This is a genomic window from Streptomyces sp. NPDC033270, from assembly GCF_055576575.1.
The window spans coordinates 174,177-193,154 of sequence record NZ_JBVIRA010000012.1 but is presented as its reverse complement, the minus strand read 5'-3'; the positions used below and the strand labels follow the sequence as shown (position 1 = coordinate 193,154).

13 protein-coding genes are annotated in these 18,978 nt (G+C 73.2%); 10 read left to right on the top strand and 3 right to left on the bottom strand.

Annotation, left to right across the window (positions count from 1 at the left end; genetic code table 11):
• Nucleotides 1-99 precede the first annotated feature (99 nt).
• The 3 genes from ACZ5XZ_RS18995 to ACZ5XZ_RS18985 all read left to right on the top strand — a co-directional run bounded on the left by ACZ5XZ_RS18995 (nt 100) and on the right by ACZ5XZ_RS18985 (nt 3,566).
• On the top strand, nt 100-672 hold the full coding sequence (locus tag ACZ5XZ_RS18995) for a sigma-70 family RNA polymerase sigma factor (protein ID WP_393487483.1): 573 nt from the start codon (nt 100-102) through the stop codon (nt 670-672).
• Nucleotides 673-811: 139 nt separating this feature from the next.
• Nucleotides 812-2,314 (top strand): IMP dehydrogenase, encoded by a 1,503-nt coding sequence (gene guaB, locus ACZ5XZ_RS18990; RefSeq protein WP_384430030.1) that lies wholly within the window; start codon nt 812-814, stop codon nt 2,312-2,314.
• A 136-nt stretch (nt 2,315-2,450) separates the two neighbouring features.
• Nucleotides 2,451-3,566: a GuaB3 family IMP dehydrogenase-related protein gene (locus ACZ5XZ_RS18985; RefSeq protein WP_468979355.1), complete on the top strand. Its 1,116-nt coding sequence runs from the start codon at nt 2,451-2,453 to the stop codon at nt 3,564-3,566.
• A 78-nt stretch (nt 3,567-3,644) separates the two neighbouring features.
• Here ACZ5XZ_RS18985 and ACZ5XZ_RS18980 read toward each other — a convergent pair whose 3' ends face one another.
• Complete coding sequence (locus ACZ5XZ_RS18980) at nt 3,645-4,892, bottom strand: nucleotide sugar dehydrogenase (RefSeq protein WP_468979353.1); 1,248 nt, start codon at nt 4,890-4,892, stop codon at nt 3,645-3,647.
• A gap of 249 nt (nt 4,893-5,141) precedes the next feature.
• Here ACZ5XZ_RS18980 and ACZ5XZ_RS18975 point away from each other — a divergent pair, with 249 nt between their 5' ends.
• Nucleotides 5,142-6,848 (top strand): glycerol-3-phosphate dehydrogenase/oxidase, encoded by a 1,707-nt coding sequence (locus ACZ5XZ_RS18975; RefSeq protein ID WP_468979351.1) that lies wholly within the window; start codon nt 5,142-5,144, stop codon nt 6,846-6,848.
• Nucleotides 6,849-6,869: 21 nt separating this feature from the next.
• Here the strand turns inward: ACZ5XZ_RS18975 and ACZ5XZ_RS18970 are convergent, their stop codons facing one another.
• Nucleotides 6,870-8,111: a serine hydrolase domain-containing protein gene (locus tag ACZ5XZ_RS18970; protein WP_468979349.1), complete on the bottom strand. Its 1,242-nt coding sequence runs from the start codon at nt 8,109-8,111 to the stop codon at nt 6,870-6,872.
• Nucleotides 8,112-8,300: 189 nt separating this feature from the next.
• Here ACZ5XZ_RS18970 and ACZ5XZ_RS18965 point away from each other — a divergent pair, with 189 nt between their 5' ends.
• The 3 genes from ACZ5XZ_RS18965 (at nt 8,301) to ACZ5XZ_RS18955 (ending at nt 13,505) form a co-directional block, all read left to right on the top strand.
• Nucleotides 8,301-10,406: a serine/threonine-protein kinase gene (locus ACZ5XZ_RS18965; RefSeq protein WP_468979347.1), complete on the top strand. Its 2,106-nt coding sequence runs from the start codon at nt 8,301-8,303 to the stop codon at nt 10,404-10,406.
• A gap of 222 nt (nt 10,407-10,628) precedes the next feature.
• A complete protein-coding gene (locus ACZ5XZ_RS18960) occupies nt 10,629-12,878 on the top strand; it encodes a protein kinase (RefSeq protein WP_468979345.1) in 2,250 nt (749 codons plus the stop codon).
• Between the two features lie 129 nt (nt 12,879-13,007).
• Nucleotides 13,008-13,505: a MepB family protein gene (locus tag ACZ5XZ_RS18955; protein WP_468979427.1), complete on the top strand. Its 498-nt coding sequence runs from the start codon at nt 13,008-13,010 to the stop codon at nt 13,503-13,505.
• On the opposite strand, the gene ACZ5XZ_RS18950 is transcribed toward ACZ5XZ_RS18955, so the two are convergent.
• Entirely contained in the window at nt 13,502-15,028 is a 1,527-nt protein-coding gene (locus ACZ5XZ_RS18950) for an AMP-binding protein (protein ID WP_468979342.1), read from the bottom strand. The genes ACZ5XZ_RS18955 and ACZ5XZ_RS18950 overlap by 4 nt on opposite strands.
• 171 nt (nt 15,029-15,199) lie before the next feature.
• Between ACZ5XZ_RS18950 and ACZ5XZ_RS18945 the strand changes: the two genes are divergently transcribed.
• From ACZ5XZ_RS18945 to ACZ5XZ_RS18935, 3 genes are read left to right on the top strand one after another with little or no spacing between them, the layout of a single operon-like run.
• On the top strand, nt 15,200-16,399 hold the full coding sequence (locus ACZ5XZ_RS18945; RefSeq protein WP_468979340.1) for an amidohydrolase family protein: 1,200 nt from the start codon (nt 15,200-15,202) through the stop codon (nt 16,397-16,399).
• Nucleotides 16,399-17,553, top strand: coding sequence for an acyl-CoA dehydrogenase family protein (locus ACZ5XZ_RS18940; RefSeq protein WP_468979339.1), 1,155 nt, complete (start codon nt 16,399-16,401; stop codon nt 17,551-17,553). Before ACZ5XZ_RS18945 ends, ACZ5XZ_RS18940 begins: the two co-directional genes overlap by 1 nt.
• 7 nt (nt 17,554-17,560) lie before the next feature.
• Complete coding sequence (locus ACZ5XZ_RS18935; protein WP_468979337.1) at nt 17,561-18,550, top strand: acyl-CoA dehydrogenase family protein; 990 nt, start codon at nt 17,561-17,563, stop codon at nt 18,548-18,550.
• Nucleotides 18,551-18,978: the final 428 nt, after the last annotated feature.

Below are 18,978 nucleotides of genomic sequence, written 5' to 3'. Positions count from 1 at the left end.
GCGTGGAACGTGGGCGCTAGCGCGACGGCTCGTAACGGTTCGGGGCACAACGACGGGGGCAGTGCCGCAGATCGTTCGGCACCAAGGCACCATGGACCGATGCGCGATGACGGGAAGCAGGAGATCGGCGATCTCGTCGCACGCGCAGTCGAGGGCGACCAGCGGGCCACCCACGACCTCCTGGCCCATGTGCACCCGCTCGCCCTGCGCTACTGCCGCACCCGTCTGTCGAGGCTGCCGGGTGACGCCCGGCACTTCGTCGAGGACCTGGCGCAGGAGGTGTGCGTCGCGGTGCTCTGCGCGCTGCCGCGCTACCGCGACACCGGCAAGCCCTTCGAGGCGTTCGTCTTCGCCATCGCCGGGCACAAGGTCGCCGATCTGCAGCGGGCCGCGATGCGGCACGGCAGCACGGCCGTGCCGTCCGACGAGATGCCCGAGCAGCCCGACGACTCCCTCGGCCCCGAGGAGCGGGCGCTGCTGAGCAGCGACGCCGAGTGGGCCAAGAAGCTGCTGGCGAACCTCCCGGAGAACCAGCGCGAGCTGGTCCTGCTGCGGGTCGCCGTCGGGCTGACGGCCGAGGAGACCGGCCAGATGCTGGGGATGTCGCCCGGTGCGGTGCGGGTCGCCCAGCACCGCGCGCTGAGCAGGCTGCGGGCGCTCGCCGAGCAGTAGGCGCGGGCCCGAAGGGGCGGCGTGAAGTCGCCGTAGAAATGCACAAGTGACGAGGCCCTCATCGCTCGTGGATTGGGACACTTCTCTAGGCCGTTAGCATGGGAGTCCGCGCTGAGGCAAGAGCATTGGGGAAGGTGTCATGAGTGACAACGTCGACGGTATGCCCGCCAAATTCGCCATGCTCGGGCTGACGTACGACGACGTGCTGCTGCTGCCCGGCGCGTCGGAGGTGCTGCCGAACGCGGTGAGCACCGCGTCCCGGGTTTCGCGCAACGTCACGGTGAACATCCCGCTGCTGTCCGCGGCGATGGACAAGGTCACCGAGGCGCGCATGGCCATCGCCATGGCGCGGCAGGGCGGCGCGGGCGTGCTCCACCGCAATCTGTCCATCGAGGACCAGGCCAACCAGGTCGACCTGGTCAAGCGCTCCGAGTCCGGCATGGTCACCGACCCGATCACGGTCCGCCCGGACGCCGACCTCGCCGAGGCCGACGCGCTGTGCGCCAAGTTCCGGATCAGCGGTGTGCCGGTCACCGACGCCGCGGGCAAGCTGCTGGGCATCGTCACCAACCGCGACATGGCCTTCGAGATGGACCGCCGCCGGCAGGTCCGCGAGGTCATGACGCCGATGCCGCTGGTCACCGGCAAGGTCGGCATCTCCGGCGAGGACGCCATCGAGCTGCTGCGCCGCCACAAGATCGAGAAGCTGCCGCTGGTCGACGACAACGGTGTGCTCAAGGGCCTGATCACGGTCAAGGACTTCGTCAAGGCGGAGAAGTACCCGAACGCCGCCAAGGACGCCGAGGGCCGGCTGGTCGTCGGTGCCGCGGTGGGCGTCGGCGACGCGGCGTACGACCGGGCGCAGGCGCTGGTCGAGGCCGGCGCGGACTTCCTCGTCGTGGACAGCGCGCACGGCCACAGCCGCGGCATCCTCGACATGATCGCCAAGGTCAAGTCCAACATCAGCGTCGATGTCGTCGGCGGCAACGTCGCCACCCGGGACGGCGCCCAGGCGCTGATCGACGCGGGCGCGGACGGGGTGAAGGTCGGCGTCGGACCGGGCTCGATCTGCACCACCCGGGTCGTCGCCGGCATCGGCGTCCCGCAGGTCACCGCGATCTACGAGGCCGCGCAGGCGTGTCACGCGGCCGGGGTCCCGCTCATCGGTGACGGCGGTCTGCAGTACAGCGGCGACATCGCCAAGGCCATCGCGGCCGGCGCGGACACCGTCATGCTGGGCTCGCTGCTGGCCGGCTGCGAGGAGTCGCCCGGCGAGATGGTCTTCATCAACGGCAAGCAGTTCAAGTCCTACCGCGGCATGGGCTCGCTGGGCGCGATGCAGTCCCGCGGCCAGGGCAAGTCCTTCTCCAAGGACCGCTACTTCCAGGACAACGTGCTCTCCGAGGACAAGCTGGTCCCCGAGGGCATCGAGGGCCAGGTGCCCTACCGCGGCCCGCTCGCCTCGGTCGCGCACCAGCTCATCGGCGGTCTGCGCGCCTCCATGGGCTACGTCGGCTCCGCCGACATCCCCGAGCTCAAGGAGAAGGGCCGCTTCGTGCGGATCACCACCGCGGGCCTCAAGGAGAGCCACCCGCACGACGTCCAGATGATCACCGAGGCGCCGAACTACGCACGGCGCTAGCCGCCGACCCTCGGGCCCCGCTCCGCTGGAGAGGGCCCGGCACGGCCTACCGTGGAGCCCGCGGCCGGACCCCGGCCGCGGGCTTCGGCGCGTCGGGGATACTGGAACGGCAGACAAAGAGGGAAAGGCCACACACGTGACTGAGATCGAGATCGGGCGCGGCAAGCGCGGCCGCCGGGCATACGCATTCGACGACATCGCCGTCGTACCCAGTCGCCGCACCCGCGACCCGAAGGAGGTCTCGATCGCCTGGCAGATCGACGCCTACCGCTTCGAGCTGCCGTTCCTGGCCGCTCCCATGGACTCGGTGGTCTCCCCGCAGACCGCCATCCGCATCGGTGAGCTGGGCGGCCTGGGCGTCCTCAACCTGGAAGGGCTGTGGACCCGCTACGAGGACCCGGAGCCGCTGCTCGCCGAGATCGCGGAGCTGGACGGCGTCGCGGCCACCAAGCGGCTGCAGGAGATCTACGCCGCGCCGATCAAGGAAGAGCTGATCGGCCAGCGGATCAAGGAGGTGCGCGACGCGGGCGTCGTCACCGCCGCGGCGCTCTCCCCGCAGCGCACGGCGCAGTTCTCCAAGGCCGTCGTGGACGCCGGTGTCGACATCTTCGTGATCCGTGGGACGACGGTCTCCGCCGAGCACGTGTCGTCGGCCGCCGAGCCGCTGAACCTCAAGCAGTTCATCTACGAGCTGGACGTCCCGGTGATCGTGGGCGGGTGCGCCACGTACACCGCCGCGCTGCACCTGATGCGGACCGGTGCCGCCGGTGTGCTGGTGGGCTTCGGCGGCGGCGCCGCGCACACCACGCGCAACGTCCTGGGCATCCAGGTCCCGATGGCGACCGCCGTCGCCGACGTCGCCGCCGCCCGCCGCGACTACATGGACGAGTCCGGCGGCCGGTACGTCCATGTCATCGCCGACGGCGGTGTGGGCTGGTCCGGTGACCTTCCCAAGGCGATCGCCTGCGGCGCCGACGCGGTGATGATGGGCTCCCCGCTGGCCCGTGCGACGGACGCGCCCGGCCGCGGCCACCACTGGGGCATGGAGGCGGTCCACGAGGACGTGCCGCGCGGCAAGCGGATGGACCTCGGTGTGGTCGGCACGACGGAGGAGGTGCTGCTCGGGCCGTCCACGACGCCCGACGGCTCGATGAACTTCTTCGGTGCGCTGCGCCGGGCGATGGCCACGACCGGGTACTCGGAGCTGAAGGAGTTCCAGCGGGTCGAGGTCACCGTCGCGCCGCGGCGGTAGTCCCCCCGTTCCCCCGCCTCGCAGAGCCCGGTCGCACCACGGTGCGGCCGGGCTTTCGCCTGTGCGGCACGGCGCGCGTCACAGCCGGTGGGCCGCGCCCGTGGGGGTGGCGCCCCGGGTATCCAGCAGGAGCTGGGCCTTCACCGACAGGCCCTGGAGGTCGTAGGTGCGGTGGGGCTGCAGCAGCACCGTCAGATCCGCGGCCGCGGCGGACTCGTAGAGCGAGTCGGCGCGGGGGACGGGGCGGTCCAGGACGGTCCAGCGGGGGACGTAGGGGTCGTGGTAGGTGATGTGCGCGCCGAGTTCCATCAGGCGGGAGGCGATCTCCCAGGCCGGGGAGCCCGCCTGGTCGCCGACGTCGGGTTTGTAGGTGACGCCGAGGAGCAGGATGCGGGCCCCGCGCGCGGACTTGCCGTGCTCGTTCAGCAGGGTGGCGCAGCGCTGGATGACATAGCGGGGCATGCGGCCGTTGACCTCCTGGGCGAGTTCGACCATGCGGAGCGGGTAGCCCAGTGAACGGCCTTTGTAGGAGAGGTAGTTGGGGTCCACCGCGGCGGCGTGGCCGCCGACGCCGGGGCCGGGGCGGAAGGACTGGAAGCCGAACGGCTTGGTCTCGGCGCAGCGGATGACGTCCCAGAGGTCGACGCCGATGTCATGGCAGAAGACCGCCATCTCGTTCATCAGGGCGATGTTGACGTGCCGGTAGTTGGTCTCCAGCAGCTTGGCGGTCTCGGCCTCGCGGGGGCCCCGGGCGCGGACGACCTTGTCGGTGAGGCGGCCGTAGAACGCCGCGGCGGCCTCCGTGCAGGCGGGGGTGAGGCCGCCGATGACCTTGGGCGTGTTGGCGTAGCGGTGGGTGCGGTTGCCGGGGTCGTGGCGGCCCGGGGAGCAGGCGAGGTGGAAGTCGCGTCCGGCGACGAGGCCCGAGCCCGCTTCGAGCAGGGGGCGCAGGAATTCCTCCGTGGCGCCCGGGTAGGCGCTGGATTCGAGGATCACCGTGGTGTGCGGGCGCAGTTGTGCGGCCAGGGTGCGGGCGGCGTCGGCGATGGCGGTGAGGTCCAGGGCGCGGTCCTCGCCCAGTGGCGTGGGCGCGCAGATGACGGCGGTACGGACCCGGCCGAGGGTGGTGGGGTCGGTCGTGGTGCGAAAGCCGGCCGAGAGCAGCCGGCGCAGTTCGGCGGCGGACAGCGGCCCGTCGGCGCCGGTGAGGGCGGCGGCGTGCGGGTCGGGGTCGTAGCCGAGGGTGCCGATGCCGGCGGCGGTGGCCGCCTGGGCGAGGGGGAGGCCGAGGTGACCGAGTCCGATGACGGCGAGATCTGCGGGCATGCTGCGGCCTTCCTTTCCGAGCGACTGCGGGTGGCGTATTCGGATGAGGATGCGGAAAGCGCATGACGGAGATGGATGGTGCATAAGTAGACTAAGCGGATATTTGGCCCAGAATAGGGATTGGTGGATCAAGGTGGCCGGGTGTTGCCACCGTGAGCGGAGGGTGGCTCGCGGCACGTAGCGCGGACAGAATCGACGGACGGGGGCGTGCCCCCGACCACAGTGGCCCCACGGCAACGGGAGGCAGCGGTGAAGACAGCGACACTGGGACCGGCGCAGCGGGCCGAGGCGCTCGCCCGAATGGCGGAGCGGGAGCTGGACATCCTCGTGGTCGGCGGCGGAGTCGTCGGGGCCGGGACCGCTCTGGACGCGGCGACGCGCGGTCTGTCCACCGGGCTGGTGGAGGCGCGCGACTGGGCCTCGGGTACGTCCAGCCGGTCGAGCAAGCTCATCCACGGCGGTCTGCGGTACCTGGAGATGCTGGACTTCGCGCTGGTGCGGGAGGCGCTGAAGGAGCGGGGGCTGCTGCTGGAGCGGCTGGCGCCGCATCTGGTCAAACCGGTGCCGTTCCTCTACCCGTTGCAGCACAAGGGCTGGGAGCGGTGGTACGCGGGATCGGGCGTGGCGCTGTACGACGGGATGTCGGTGTCGTCGGGACACGGCCGGGGGCTGCCCGTCCACCGCCATCTGTCGCACAAGCGGGCGCTGCGGGTGGCGCCCTGTCTGAAGAAGGACGCGCTGGTCGGCGCGCTTCAGTACTACGACGCGCAGATGGACGACGCGCGGTATGTGGCCACGATCGTGCGGACCGCGGCCGCCTATGGCGCGCAGGTCGCCAACCGGGCGCGGGTGGTGGGCTTTCTGCGCGAGGGCGAGCGGGTGGTCGGCGCGCGGGTGCAGGACGTCGAGGGGGGCGGCGACTACGCGATCCGGGCGCGGCAGATCGTCAATGCCACCGGGGTGTGGACGGACGACACCCAGGCGCTGATCGGTGAGCGCGGGCAGTTCCACGTACGGGCGTCGAAGGGGATCCACCTGGTGGTCCCCAAGGACCGGATCCACTCGACGACCGGACTGATCCTGCGGACCGAGAAGAGCGTGCTGTTCGTCATCCCGTGGGGGCGGCACTGGATCGTGGGGACGACGGACACGGACTGGGATCTGGACAAGGCGCACCCGGCGGCGTCCAGCGCGGACATCGACTATCTGCTGGAGCACGTCAACGAGGTGCTGGCGACGCCGCTGACCCGGGACGACGTCGAGGGGGTGTACGCCGGGCTGCGGCCGCTGCTGGCGGGGGAGTCGGACGCCACCAGCAAGCTGTCGCGCGAACACACCGTCGCGCATCCGGTGCCGGGCCTGGTGGTGGTCGCGGGCGGCAAGTACACGACGTACCGGGTGATGGCCAAGGACGCCGTCGACGAGGCGGTGCACGCGCTCGACCAGCGGGTCGCGGAGTGTGTGACGGAGGATGTGCCGCTGGTCGGGGCCGAGGGCTTCAAGGCGCTGTGGAACGCGCGGGCCCGGACCGCGGCGCGTACCGGACTGCATGTGGCGCGCATAGAGCATCTGCTGAACCGGTACGGGTCGCTGACCGAGGAGCTGTTGGAGCTGGTGGTGGCCGACCCCTCGCTGGGCGAGCCGCTGGCGGCCGCGGACGACTATCTGCGCGCCGAGGTGGTCTACGCGTGCACACACGAGGGGGCGCGGCACCTCGACGACGTGCTGACACGGCGGACCCGGATCTCGATCGAGACCTTCGACCGGGGCACCCGCAGCGCCCGCGAGGTGGCCGAGCTGATGGCCCCCGCGCTGGGCTGGGACGGCGACCAGGTCGAAAAGGAGATCGCGCACTACCAGAAGCGGGTGGAGGCGGAGCGCGAATCGCAGCGGCAGCCGGACGATCTGACGGCGGATGCGGCGCGGCTCGGGGCGCCGGACATCGTTCCGCTGTAGGCAGTGGGGGCGCCGAGGACCTCAGCTGCGCCGTCGCGCGCAGAACTCGGCCGTCAGCACGTCGGTGCCGTGCGCCGGGTGGGCCAGTGCGTCGGTGTTGACCCGGTAGCTGACGAGGTGGCGGCCGTCGGCGCTGCCCGCCGTCTGGGCGAAGGAGCCGTTGATGTCGCCGGTGTGCCCCCAGACGGTGACGCCGCAGGGCAGTTCGGTCGCGAAGAGGCCGAGGCCGTAGGCGCCGCCGGTGTGCTTCTCGCTGCGCAGCTGGGCCATCTGGCGCGGCGCCAGGAACTCGCCGCCGAGCAGCGCGGAGTAGAAGCGGTTGAGGTCGCCCAGTGTGGTGACCATCTCGCCGGCCGCGCCGGCCCGGCTGGGGTCCAGGGACGTGGCGTCCACCCGGCGGGCGCCGACGGCGGCGTACGCGCGCCCGTGCGGCGTGGGCAGCACCGGATCGGTGCCGGGGAAGGAGGTGTGGTCGAGGTGGGCGGGGACGACGATGCGGCGGTGGATCTCGGTGGCGTACGGATGGCCGGTGACCGCCCTGATGATCAGGCCGAGCACCAGGTAGTTGGTGTTGGAGTAGGAGTAGCGGGTGCCGGGGGCCGCCACCGGCGGGTGGCTCAGGGCGATCCGCAGCAGCTCGGCCGGGGTGTGGGTGTCGTAGCGGTGGGCGCCGAAGCCCTTGCCTTCGAGCTGCCGGGACAGCCGGGAGTCGTCGGTGTAGTTGAACAGGCCGCTCGTATGGTCCAGCAGCTGGCGGACCGTCACCGTCCGCAGGTCGCCGCGGTCGCCCGGCCCCGTGACCGGTATGTCCTTGGGCAGGTGCGCGGCCGCGGTGTCGTCCAGGGCCAGTCCGCCTTCGGCGACGAGCTGCAGGACCACGGTCGCGACCAGGGTCTTGGTGAGGCTGCCGGCCCGGAAGTGGTCCGACTCGCCCATCCTGCGGCCGCTGCGCAGATCGGCGACGCCGGCCGTGGAGAAGCGCGAGGCGGCGAAGCGGCCGTCGCGGGTGACGAGGGAGGCCGCGCCCGGCGCGCCGTCGGCGACCAGTCGGCGCAGCGCGGGCAGCGTCGTCGCCGACGGTTTCTGGGCGGTTCCCACCGGATGGACGGGGGCGACCTGACCGCGCGCGGCGCAGGCCGCCAGGGCCAGCGCGGCCAGGGCGGTGAGCGCGCCGGGACGCGCCGGCGCGCGGCGGCGGCCGGCCGGCCGCGGCGCCGGGCCGAGGGCGCCGGCCGGAACCGGGCGGGGCGGGCGCATCGTCATCCAGACTCCCGTTCGTCGCGGCCATCATGACGGGTGCGCGACGGTGACCGGCACCGACCCGGGCCTTCCGCACGGCCTCGGATGAGGGAGAATGAAGGCTCTGCCAGGGTGGGTTGTCCGAGTTGGGCCAGTTTGGTGATCGATGTGTCACAAAAGCTGCCAACTCGGCTGGATTGCAGAGGGGATTCAGTGGGCGACAAGGTCGAGATGGACGGCAAGGAGGGCAGGCTGCTCGCCGGCCGGTACCGGCTCGCCGATGTTCTCGGCCGGGGCGGCATGGGCACCGTATGGCGGGCACGCGACGAGGTCCTGGGCCGTACGGTCGCAGTCAAGGAGTTGCGCTTCCCGGGCGGGGTCGAGGAGGACGAGAAGCGTCGTCTGATCACCCGCACGCTGCGCGAGGCCAAGGCGATCGCCCGGATCCGGAACAACGGCGCGGTGACGGTCTACGACGTGGTCGACGAGGACGACCGGCCGTGGATCGTGATGGAGCTGGTCGAGGGCCGCTCGCTCGCCGAGGTCGTCCGCGACGACGGGCCGCTCACCCCGCGCCGCGCCGCGGAGGTCGGTCTCGCCGTGCTCGACGTGCTGCGCTCCGCGCACGGCGAGGGCATCCTGCACCGCGATGTGAAGCCGTCCAACGTCCTGATGTCCGACGACGGCCGGGTCGTGCTCACCGACTTCGGTATCGCCCAGGTCGAGGGCGACCCCTCCGTGACCTCGACCGGCATGCTCGTCGGCGCCCCCTCCTACATCTCCCCCGAGCGCGCCCGCGGCCAGAAGCCGGGCCCGCCGGCCGACCTGTGGTCGCTGGGCGGGCTGCTGTACGCCTGCGTCGAGGGCGTGCCGCCGTACGACAAGGGCTCGGCGATCGCCACGCTGACGGCCGTGATGACCGAGCCGGTCGAGCCGCCGAAGAGCGCGGGCGTGCTGGAGGAGGTCATCTACGGCCTGCTGGTGAAGGACCCGGCGGCCCGGCTGGACGACCAGGGCGCGCGGGCGCTGCTGCTGGACGTCGTGCACGCCCCGGAGCAGACCGTGCCGGAGCCCCCGATGGACGCCACCCGGGCGATGGTGCTGCCCACGGCGCCCGAGAAGCGCGGTGCGGCCAAGCCCAAGAGCACGGCCAAGCCGAAGGCCGCCCCGAAGACACGGGTGACGCGGCCGAAGGCGAAGCCGGCGGCCGGCCCGGTGGCGGAGCCCGGGGCGAAGAGCACGGCGGGTGCGAACGGCCACGGCGCGGCGGGTGCGGCCAAGGCCGCCGCCAAGACGGCGAGCGCTGCGGCGCGCGCACCCGAACGTCCGCGGAAGGCGGCCGAGGGCTCGGCCGCCTCGCGTACCTCGCGCTCCGGTGGCGCGACGGCGGAGGGCACCTCGTCCGCTCGTGGCGGCTTCGACACCGACGCCGCCAAGGAGCGGCTGCGCGGCGCCCTGCAGTCCGTACGCAACGCTGCCGCCGCCGCGGCGGCCCGCTCGGAGTCCAGACCCGGAGACGGGAACCGCCCGTCCACCGCACGCGCGTCGCTGACCGACGTCGTCCCGCGCCGCACGCTGGTCATCGTGGCCGTGGTCGTCGCCCTCGCGGTGCTGGGCACGGTCCTCGCCGTCGCGCTGAGCGGCGACGACGCGGGGGAGAAGGGCGGCAAGGCGTCCGGCGGCGGCGACAAGACCTCCTCCGCCGGCCGGTCCAAGCCCTCGTCCGAATCGGCCAAGGCCGACGACGACGAGAACGCCGGCGGCGACGGTGCGGAGCGGCCCGGCGGGCAGCCCGCCACCCCGGCCGCCGACAAGGGCGGCGAGAACGGCGGCAAGGGCGGCAAGGGCGACGGCAAGGCCGTGCCGGCCGGCTTCGCCGAGGTCTCCAACGGCGGCTTCCACTTCCGTATGGCGATGCCCAAGGGCTTCCACCAGACCGATACCGCGGGGGCGAACTCCGGCGCCATATACAGCGCCTCGGGCGGCTTCCCGCGCGTCCAGGTCGACTACAACGCCAAGCCCGGCGACGACGCCGCGGCGGCCTGGCGCAGCCTGGAGCCGAGCGTGCGCGGCTCCAGCGACGACTACCACCTGATCGGCATCAAGTCGGTGAAGTGGCGGGGCTATCCGACCGTCGCCGACTGGTCGTTCACCCGCAAGCAGAGCGGCCAGAAGGTGCGGGTCCTCAACCGCGGGTTCCGGGCCGACGACCAGCACGGTTACGCCATCATGATCACCTGCAAGGCGGACGCCTGGTCGGACAAGGCGTGCCAGGAGCTGATCGCGACCGCGTTTCGGACCTTCGCGGTGAAGGACTGAGCGAAGGGCGTGGTGGGTGCGGTGCCGGGCGGAGAGGGCGCGCGTCGTTCGGCCGAGCGGGCCGCAACCTCCGGTGCGGGCACGTATCGTGAGACATCTGAGACATCGAGACCGTACGCATCCGCAATCGGCGGGAACACGACCGGAAGTGACCATCGGCTTCGGTGCCGGCGGGCGGCTCCGGCGCGACGGTAGACACAGCGCGCGCTGCGGGGAGGCGTCGTGGACGAGTACGCAGGAAGGGTGCTCGCCGAGCGCTACCGCCTGCCCGCGCGGCCCCCGGGCGACGACGACTTCACCGAGACCCGGGCCTTCGACACCTACAGCGGGCAGGAGGTCCTGATCCGTCAGGTCCCGCTGCCGGAGGTCGTCGAGGCGGAGGTCGTGGGGGCACCGGCGGCCGGACACGCCGAGCAGCGTTCCGGCGGCACCCGCTTCGGCGGCGGGCAACCGGCGGGGGTGGCCGACCGCAGCCCCCGGGACCCCGCCGTGCGACGAGCGCTGGAGGCCGCCACGGCCGTGGCGCAGCTGCCCGACCACCCCCGGCTGGAGCAGGTCTTCGACGTCTTCGCGCAGGACGGCAGCCTGTGGATCGTCGGCGAACTGCTCGCCGCCCGCCCGCTGGCCGCGCTGCTCGCCGAGCGGCCGCTGTCCCCGCACCGCGCCGCGGAGATCGCCGCGGATCTGCTCACCGCGCTGCGGGTGCTGCACGCGGACGGCCGGCCGCACCGCAACATCACCACCCGTACGGTCCTGGTCTGCGACGACGGCCGGGCGATCCTGACCGGTCTGGCGGCGGGCGCGGCCCAGGAGGCGCTGTGCGGATACGATTCGCCGGCCGAGGCCGGGGTGACGCTGACCAAGTCCGCGGCGGCCGGCTCCGCCCCGGGCGGCGGCGCCACCGCCGACGACGGCGAGCCGGCCTCATACGGCCGTCCCACCAGCGCACTCGCCGCCGAGCGCGCGCGGCAGGCGCGGCTGACCGTCATCGGCCCGGTCACCGAGCGCTGGGCGCCGGAGCAGGCCGGACCGGTGCACGAGACATGGCAGTTGGCGCCGCCGGTCGGCCCGGCCACCGATCTGTGGGCGGTCGGCGCGCTGCTGTTCCGCAGTGTGCAGGGGCATCCGCCGTTCCCCGAGGACAGCGCCGTCGAACTGGCGCAGCTGGTCTGTTCCGAGCCGCCCGCGGTCGCCGAGGAGTGCGGGGCGCTGCGTCCGGTGGTGGAGTCCCTGCTGCGTCAGGACCCCGCCGACCGGCCCGACTTCGAGGAGCTGCGCGGCTGGCTGCGCTCGCTGATCCGTACGGCGCCGGAGCCGGCGGGCGGCACCCGGCTGGTGACGATGCCGGCGCTGGAGCAGGGCGGCGATCCACGGCGGCTGCCGATCCTGCGGCGCCGCGGCGAACTGGTCCGCAGGGGGCGGCACAAGAAGGGCCGGACCCCCCGGCGCGCCCAGCCCCACCCGGCGCCCGCCGCCCCGGCGCAGACCCCCGCCGGCGCACCGGTGCCGCCCCGCCGGACGGCGCCGGCCGCCGAGCAGACCTTCCCGCCCCCGAGCCCGAAGGAGCAGGGGGGACCGCCGTCGCCGCCGCCCCGCCTGGCCCGCCCCCCGAAGCAGCCCAAGCCGCTGCGGGAGCCCAGACCGGCCCGCACCGCCCGGCTCGGCAAACCGCCGAAGCCGCCGGGGCGGTCCAGGACCTCCGACCGGGACCTGTACGAGCAGCAGATGCTGGGCCAGGTGGGCGTGGCGGCCGAGGCAAGGCCGGCCCGGCCGCCGCGCGGCGCCCCGCGCAACCTCGGCCGGCTGCTGCTCACCGCGATCCTGCTGCTCCTGGTCTGCGCGGTGATCTACGCGATGGCGTTCCTGCCGAAGGCCGGCGAGGACGCCGGGGCCGGACGGGTCGGCGCGGACCGCACGGCCACGTCCGGCGCGGCGCCCGACGCCGGCCGCACACCGTCCGGCGACCCCGACGGCGGCGCGCCCGGCACCGCGGCACCGGGGACCACCGCGCCGGCGGAGGTCGCCGAGGGCTTCGAGGTGCGCACCGACCCCAAGGGCTTCCAGGTCGCGGTCCGCAAGGGCTGGCAGCGGCGCGGTGCGAACGGCCAGGGCCAGGTGCGCTACGTCGGCGGCGACTACGAGCTGCTGGTCGTGCCCGGCCGCGACACGACGGCGAAGTACGGCGCGGACCCGATGGCGTATCTGCAGAACAAGGAGCCCGAGCTCGCCCCGTACCGCGCCTCCAGCTGGGCCTCGGCCTCCGGCCTGCGGCGGATCGACGTCGGCCGGACGGCGATGGCGGAGGGCACGTTCTCGTGGCGCGACGGCAGCGGCCGCGAGGTCTACGTACGCAACCTCGCGATGATCCACCAGGGCCGCTACCACCTCGTGCTGGTCATCGGCCCGGACGGCGGGCGCCGCGAGGTGGACCGGCTCTACGAGCAGGCGACGAGCGCGTACCGGCCGGGCTGAGCCGCGCGCGTCAGCGGCGCCGCGCCGGCGCGCGGGTGATGGCACGATGGCGATGTGACGACGCAAGACGGGACGACTGCCGAGCGCCGGGCGGCGGATGCCGCGAGCACCTGGCCGGGCGCGGGGCCGATGCACGACGAGCTGCTGGCGGCGCGGGCCTCCGTCTACGACCCGTGCGGATTTCGCTGCTCACGGCCGGTGCCCGAGGCGGAGAGCGCCGAGTACGGTGCGCACGCCTTCACCGTGGACGGCCGGGCCGTCAGGTTCCGGGTGGGCAAGACCACCCCGACGAAGGTCGGCCAGTTCGTCACGGTGTGGAAGCGGTGCGACGGCGGCCCGATCCAGCCCTTCGACGCCGCCGACGCCGTCGACCTCTTCGTCATCAGCAGCCGGGAGGGAGCGCACTTCGGGCAGTTCGTCTTCCCGCGCGAGGTGCTGGCCGAGCGGGACATCGTGTCGCGCGACGGCACCGGCGGGAAGCGGGGCTTCCGCATCTACCCGCCGTGGGTCACCACGACCAGCCGCCAGGCCCGTAGCACCCAGAAGTGGCAGACGGCCCACTTCCTGACCGTCCCGGAAACCGGATCGGTCGATCTTGCCCGGGCCCGGGCGCTGTACCGCGCCTAACAGGTGCCCCCGAGCCGGTCCCGCAGCTCCCCCTTCAGCACCTTTCCCAGGGTCGCCCCGCGGGGCAGCGCGTCCAGTACCTCCAGCTGCTCGGGGAGTTTGTGCGGGGCGAGCCCCTGGGAGCGCAGATGGGACACGACCGCGGTGAGCGTCAGCCGGGCGGTTCCCGGGGGCTGTTCGACGACGGCGCAGACCCGTTCGCCGCGTGCCGGGTCGGGCAGGCCGACGACGGCCGCGCCGGCCACGTCCGGGTGCCGGTGGAGCAGCTCCTCGATCTCCTGGGCGGAGATGTTCTCGCCCTTGCGGATGATGACGTCCTTGAGCCGGCCGGTGACCACGAGGTGGCCGGTGGGGGTGAGCCGCCCGAGGTCGCCGGTGGGCAGGAAGCCGTCGGCGTCGAAGGGGGAGGGCTCGCCGAGGTAGCCCCGGCAGACCGCCGGGCCGCGCAGCAGTATCTCCCCGGTGCCGGGGGCGATCCGGAGCTGCATGCCGGCGGGCGGGCGGCCGGCGGTCGTGGCGAGCCGGCCGGGGCTGTCGAGGGGATCGCCCATGGTCACCATCGGGGCCTCGGTCATGGCGTAGCCGTGGGCGAGCCGGCAGCCGAGGGCCGCGACGACCTCGTGGTACAGCGCGGGCGGCAGCGGCGCACCGCCGCCGGCCAGCAGCCGCAGCGACGGCAGCAGCCGGTGCCCCGGCGGCAGCTTGCGCGCCTCGGCGAGGAAGAGGGAGTAGAAGGCGGTGGAGCCGCCGGCGACGGTGACCTGGTGGCGGCGGTAGGCGGCGAGTGAGGTGGGCGGTTCGAAGCGCTCCAGCAGCAGCGCGGGGATGCCGCGCAGCAGGAGCATGACGGTGTAGTCGGGGCCGGCGACATGGGCGTACGGGAAGGCCATCGAGCCGATGTCGGACGGGCCCAGCCGCAGTGCGTCGGCCAGCTGGCGGCCGGCCGTGCGCAGGCTGCGGTCGGTGTGCAGGACGCCCTTGGGGCCGGCGGTGGTGCCGGAGGTCCAGTAGATCCAGCGGACCTCGTCGGCGTCGGTGGGCGGCGGGGGCAGCACGGCGGGGTCGGCGTCGGGGAGGCTGCCGGGACTCTCGTCGTACGCCGTGACGACGGTGGGCGGGCCGGGCAGGGCGGCGGCCAGACGGTGTGCCATCGCGCCGTGGTCGAAGCCGCGCCGGACGCCGGGGACCAGGTAGAAGGCCGCCGCGGTCCGGCGCAGCACCTGGCCCACCTCCAGGTCGCGGTAGAGCGGGACGACCGGGCTCTGCACGGCGCCGATCCGGGCCAGCGCGAGGCTGAGCAGCACGGTCTCGATACGGGTCGGCAGCTGCCAGACGACCCGGCTCCCGGGCCGTACCCCTCGCTCGTACAGGCCGGCGGCCACCCGTTCGGCGCGCCGGTGCAGCGCGCCGAAGGTGATCCGCCGCTCGTGCCGGGCCGCCGCCGCTCCCTGGACGAGGGCGGCGGCGCCGGGGGTGCGGGCGGCCCGCCACGCCACCAGGTCCCACAGGGTGCCACCGGTCATCCGCCACCCCTTCCGCATGACTGACGGCGCGTCAGATTCGGTGCAGAGGTTAGGGGTCGGCGCCTTGTCGGTCCAGAGGGGGCGGGGCTAGCCTCTTTTCTGACGGTGCATCAGATACGGCTGAACCCGGCCGCCCGGACACGGGGTGAGGGGACAACGATGGGGAACCCGATGGAGCTACCGCGCATCATCAGCGTCGACGACCATGTGATCGAGCCCGCGCACCTCTTCGAGACCTGGCTGCCGAAGAAGTACCGGGACCGGGGGCCCAGGCCGCTGACCGCCGGCATCGGCGACCTCGCGTACGTCGGGGGCAAGTACCAGATCACCATGGACCCGGACGGGCCGCCGGCGGACTGGTGGATCTACGAGGACCTGAAGTTCCCGTACAAGCGCAACATCGCCGCCGTCGGCTTCGACCGGGACGACATGACGCTGGAGGGGATCACCCGCGCGGAGATGCGGCCCGGCTGCTGGGACCCGGCCGAACGCCTCAAGGACATGGACCTCAACCACGTCGAGGCGTCCCTGTGCTTCCCGACCTTCCCGCGCTTCTGCGGCCAGACCTTCGCCGAGGCGCACGACAAGGAGGTCGCCCTGGCCTGCGTGCGCGCGTACAACGACTGGATGGTCGAGGAGTGGTGCGGCGCCAGCGGCGGCCGCCTCATCCCGCTGTGCCTCATCCCGCTGTGGGACATCGACCTGGCCGTCGCGGAGATCGAGCGGAACGCGGCGCGCGGGGTCCGTGCGGTCACCTTCTCCGAGATCCCCACCCACCTGGGGCTGCCCTCGATCCACTCCGGCTACTGGGACCCCTTCTTCGCGGCCTGCCAGGAGACGGGCACGGTCGTGAACATGCACATCGGCAGCAGCTCCCAGATGCCGGCCGCGTCCCCCGACGCCCCGCCCGCCGTGCAGGCCTCGCTCTCCTTCAACAACGCGATGGCCTCGATGATGGACTTCCTCTTCAGCGGGGTCCTGGTGAAGCACCCGCGCCTGAAACTCGCCTACTCCGAAGGGCAGATGGGCTGGATCCCCTACGCCCTGGAGCGCGCCGACGACGTCTGGGAGGAGCACCGCGCCTGGGGCGGGGTGCGCGACCTGATCCCCGAGCCGCCGTCCACGTACTACTACCGGCAGATCTTCTGCTGCTTCTTCCGCGACAAGCACGGGGTGGCGTCGCTGGACGTGGTCGGCCGGGACAACGCGACCTTCGAGACCGACTACCCGCATGTCGACTCGACCTTCCCGCACACCAAGGAGGTCGCCCTGGAGCATGTGAAGGGCCTGGACGACGAGACGGTCCACAAGCTCATGCGGGGCAACGCGATCCGCATGCTCGGCCTGGACCTCGACGACACGGTCCGCTGATGGACCTGGCCTACGCGCCGGAGGAGGAGGACTTCCGGGCGCGGCTGCGGGCGTGGCTGGCGAAGGTGCTGCCGACGCTCCCCGCCAGGCCCGCCGCGACCGACTGGCCCGGCCGGCGGGCGTACGACACCGCCTGGCAGCGGATGCTGTACGACGCCGGATACGCCGGGCTGCACTGGCCGCGGGACGCCGGCGGGCAGGGCGCCACCCCCACCCAGCACCTGATCTTCCTGGAGGAGACCGAGCGCGCCGGCGCCCCCTATGTGGGCGCCGGCTTCGTCGGGCTGCTGCACGCCGGGCCGACCATCGCCGCCGAGGGCACCGCCGAGCAGCGCGCCCGCTGGCTGCCGCCGATCCTGCGCGGCGAGGAGGTCTGGTGCCAGGGCTTCAGCGAACCGGACGCCGGGTCCGACCTCGCGGCGCTGCGCACCACGGCGGTACGCGACGGCGACAGCTACGTCGTCAGCGGCGCCAAGATCTGGACCTCGCACGCAGAGGTCGCCGACTGGTGCGAGCTGCTGGTCCGCACCGATCCCCAGGCGCCCAGGCACCGCGGCATCAGCTGGCTGGCGATGCCCATGGACGCGCCCGGGGTGACCGTCCGGCCGCTGCGCACCCTCGCCGGGTCGACGGAGTTCGCCGAGGTGTTCCTCGACGAGGTCCGGGTGCCGCTCTCCCACCGGATCGGCGCCGAGAACGACGGCTGGCGGGTGACCATGGTGACGCTGTCCTTCGAGCGCGGCACCGCCTTCGTGGGAGAGGTGGTGGCCTGCCGGCGGGTGCTCGGCGCGCTCGCCCGCACGGCCCGCGCCAACGGCCGCTGGGACGACGCCGTGCTGCGCCGCAGACTCGGCCGGCTGAGCGCGGACTTCGCGGCGCTGTGGCGGCTGACCCAGTGGAACGTGAGCGCGGCCCAGCGGGGCGGCGGCGTCCCCGGGACCGGCGGCTCGGTCTTCAAGCTGCGCTACTCGCACGCCCGCCAGGAGCTGTACGACGCGGCGGCCGAGGTGCTGGGCGCCGGGGCGCTCGACGCCGACCAGGAGTGGATCGCCGACCGGCTGTCGTCCCTGTCGTACACCATCGCGGCCGGTACCTCGCAGATCCAGCAGAACATCGTCGCCGAGCGGATCCTCGGCCTGCCGAAGGGGCGGTGAGGCGCCGGTGGACTTCCAACTCACCGACGACCAGCGGGCGTTGCGCGACGGTATGCGGGAGCTGCTGGCCGGCCGGTTCGACCGGGAACGGCTGCGGGCGGCCGTCGACGACCCGGCGCTGGACCGTGCGCTGTGGCGGGAGCTGGGCGCGGCCGGCCTCTTCGCGCTGCGGCTGCCGGAGGCGGCCGGCGGGGTGGGGCTCGGACTGCCGGAGGCGGCGTTGGTCTTCGAGGAGGCCGGGCGGGCGCTGCTGCCCGGGCCGCTGGTGGCGTGCCAGCTGCTGGCCGGGGCGGTGGACGGCGTCGCGACCGGTGAGCGGATCGTCGGGCTGTGCGACGGCGCGCGGGAGCCGGCGCTGTGGGAACACCCGGGCGACTGCGACGAGTTGGTCGTCGTGGCGGGGGACGCGGCCGGCGCGGGAGCGGTCGCGGGGGGCGCACAGGGGCGCACGGCCGGCGCGTACCGTAGCGCGCCGGACCAGGTGTCCTGCGCTCCATTTGCCTCCGTCGATCCGCTCACCCCGCTCGCCCGCATCGCGCACGCCCCGCTCACGGCCCCCCTCGCCGGCCTGGACCTGCCCCGGCTGCGGCGCGAGGCCGCGCTGCTCACGGCGGCCCAGCAGCTCGGCAGCGCGGCCCGCACGGTCGAGATGGCCGTCGCCCACGCCCGCGAGCGGGTGCAGTTCGGCGCGCCCATCGGCTCCTTCCAGGCCGTCAAGCATCTGTGCGCGCAGATGCTCGTACGTGCAGAAATCGCCCGAAGCGCGGTGTATGCCGCGTCGGTCACGGGCGGTGGCGCGGACGTGACGGGCGCCAAGCTGCTCGCCGACGAGGCCGCGGTGCGCAACGCGCGGGACTGTCTGCAGGTCCACGGCGGGATGGGCTTCACCTGGGAGGCCGATGTCCATCTGCACCTCAAGCGGGCCTGGCTGCGGGCCGAGTGCTGGGGCACGGCGGCCGAGGCGGAAGAGGCGCTGGCGGCGGGCCTGATCGGCTGACGGCGGGCGGGCGCGGCGGCGAGGACGGTGAGCGATGGACGGCGATGTCAGACTCTGGCAACCCGTGTGCGAAATGTCGGACCCACCACACAGAAGCGGTCACGGAGGGTCGATATCGGGTTGTGTCCTAGGTGTGACTCGTCACAGGGGGGAGTCGGCGTTCCGCTCGGGTACTCTCCGTTGGGTGCGAGTGGTTCTGTGGCGCAACGAACCCGGTGCCGTCGGAGCGACGGTTCCGGGGTGCGGACTGCGCGCCGCTCGCCTTGGGCAGGGGCCCGGTAATCCCCCTTGTTCGACTCCCCGCAAAGTGCGTCGCACAGTATGCAGCACGCATACTCCCTTGCGCTGGAATATGCCCGAAGCGCTTGTTGGGGTGACTGAACGTCAACCATGCTGTGCTTCACCGGGGTCACGCACCGTGACTCCGT

Bases quoted from the DNA above. Each gene is read 5' to 3' on its own strand.
- ACZ5XZ_RS18955 (WP_468979427.1), top strand. From the start codon at position 13,008: ATGCACGACGAGCTGCTGGCGGCGCGGGCCTCCGTCTACGACCCGTGC.
- ACZ5XZ_RS18945 (WP_468979340.1), top strand. From the start codon at position 15,200: ATGGAGCTACCGCGCATCATCAGCGTCGACGACCATGTGATCGAGCCC.
- ACZ5XZ_RS18970 (WP_468979349.1), bottom strand. From the start codon at position 8,111: ATGACGATGCGCCCGCCCCGCCCGGTTCCGGCCGGCGCCCTCGGCCCG.
- ACZ5XZ_RS18940 (WP_468979339.1), top strand. From the start codon at position 16,399: ATGGACCTGGCCTACGCGCCGGAGGAGGAGGACTTCCGGGCGCGGCTG.
- ACZ5XZ_RS18980 (WP_468979353.1), bottom strand. From the start codon at position 4,892: ATGCCCGCAGATCTCGCCGTCATCGGACTCGGTCACCTCGGCCTCCCC.
- guaB (WP_384430030.1), top strand. From the start codon at position 812: ATGAGTGACAACGTCGACGGTATGCCCGCCAAATTCGCCATGCTCGGG.
- ACZ5XZ_RS18950 (WP_468979342.1), bottom strand. From the start codon at position 15,028: ATGACCGGTGGCACCCTGTGGGACCTGGTGGCGTGGCGGGCCGCCCGC.
- ACZ5XZ_RS18995 (WP_393487483.1), top strand. From the start codon at position 100: ATGCGCGATGACGGGAAGCAGGAGATCGGCGATCTCGTCGCACGCGCA.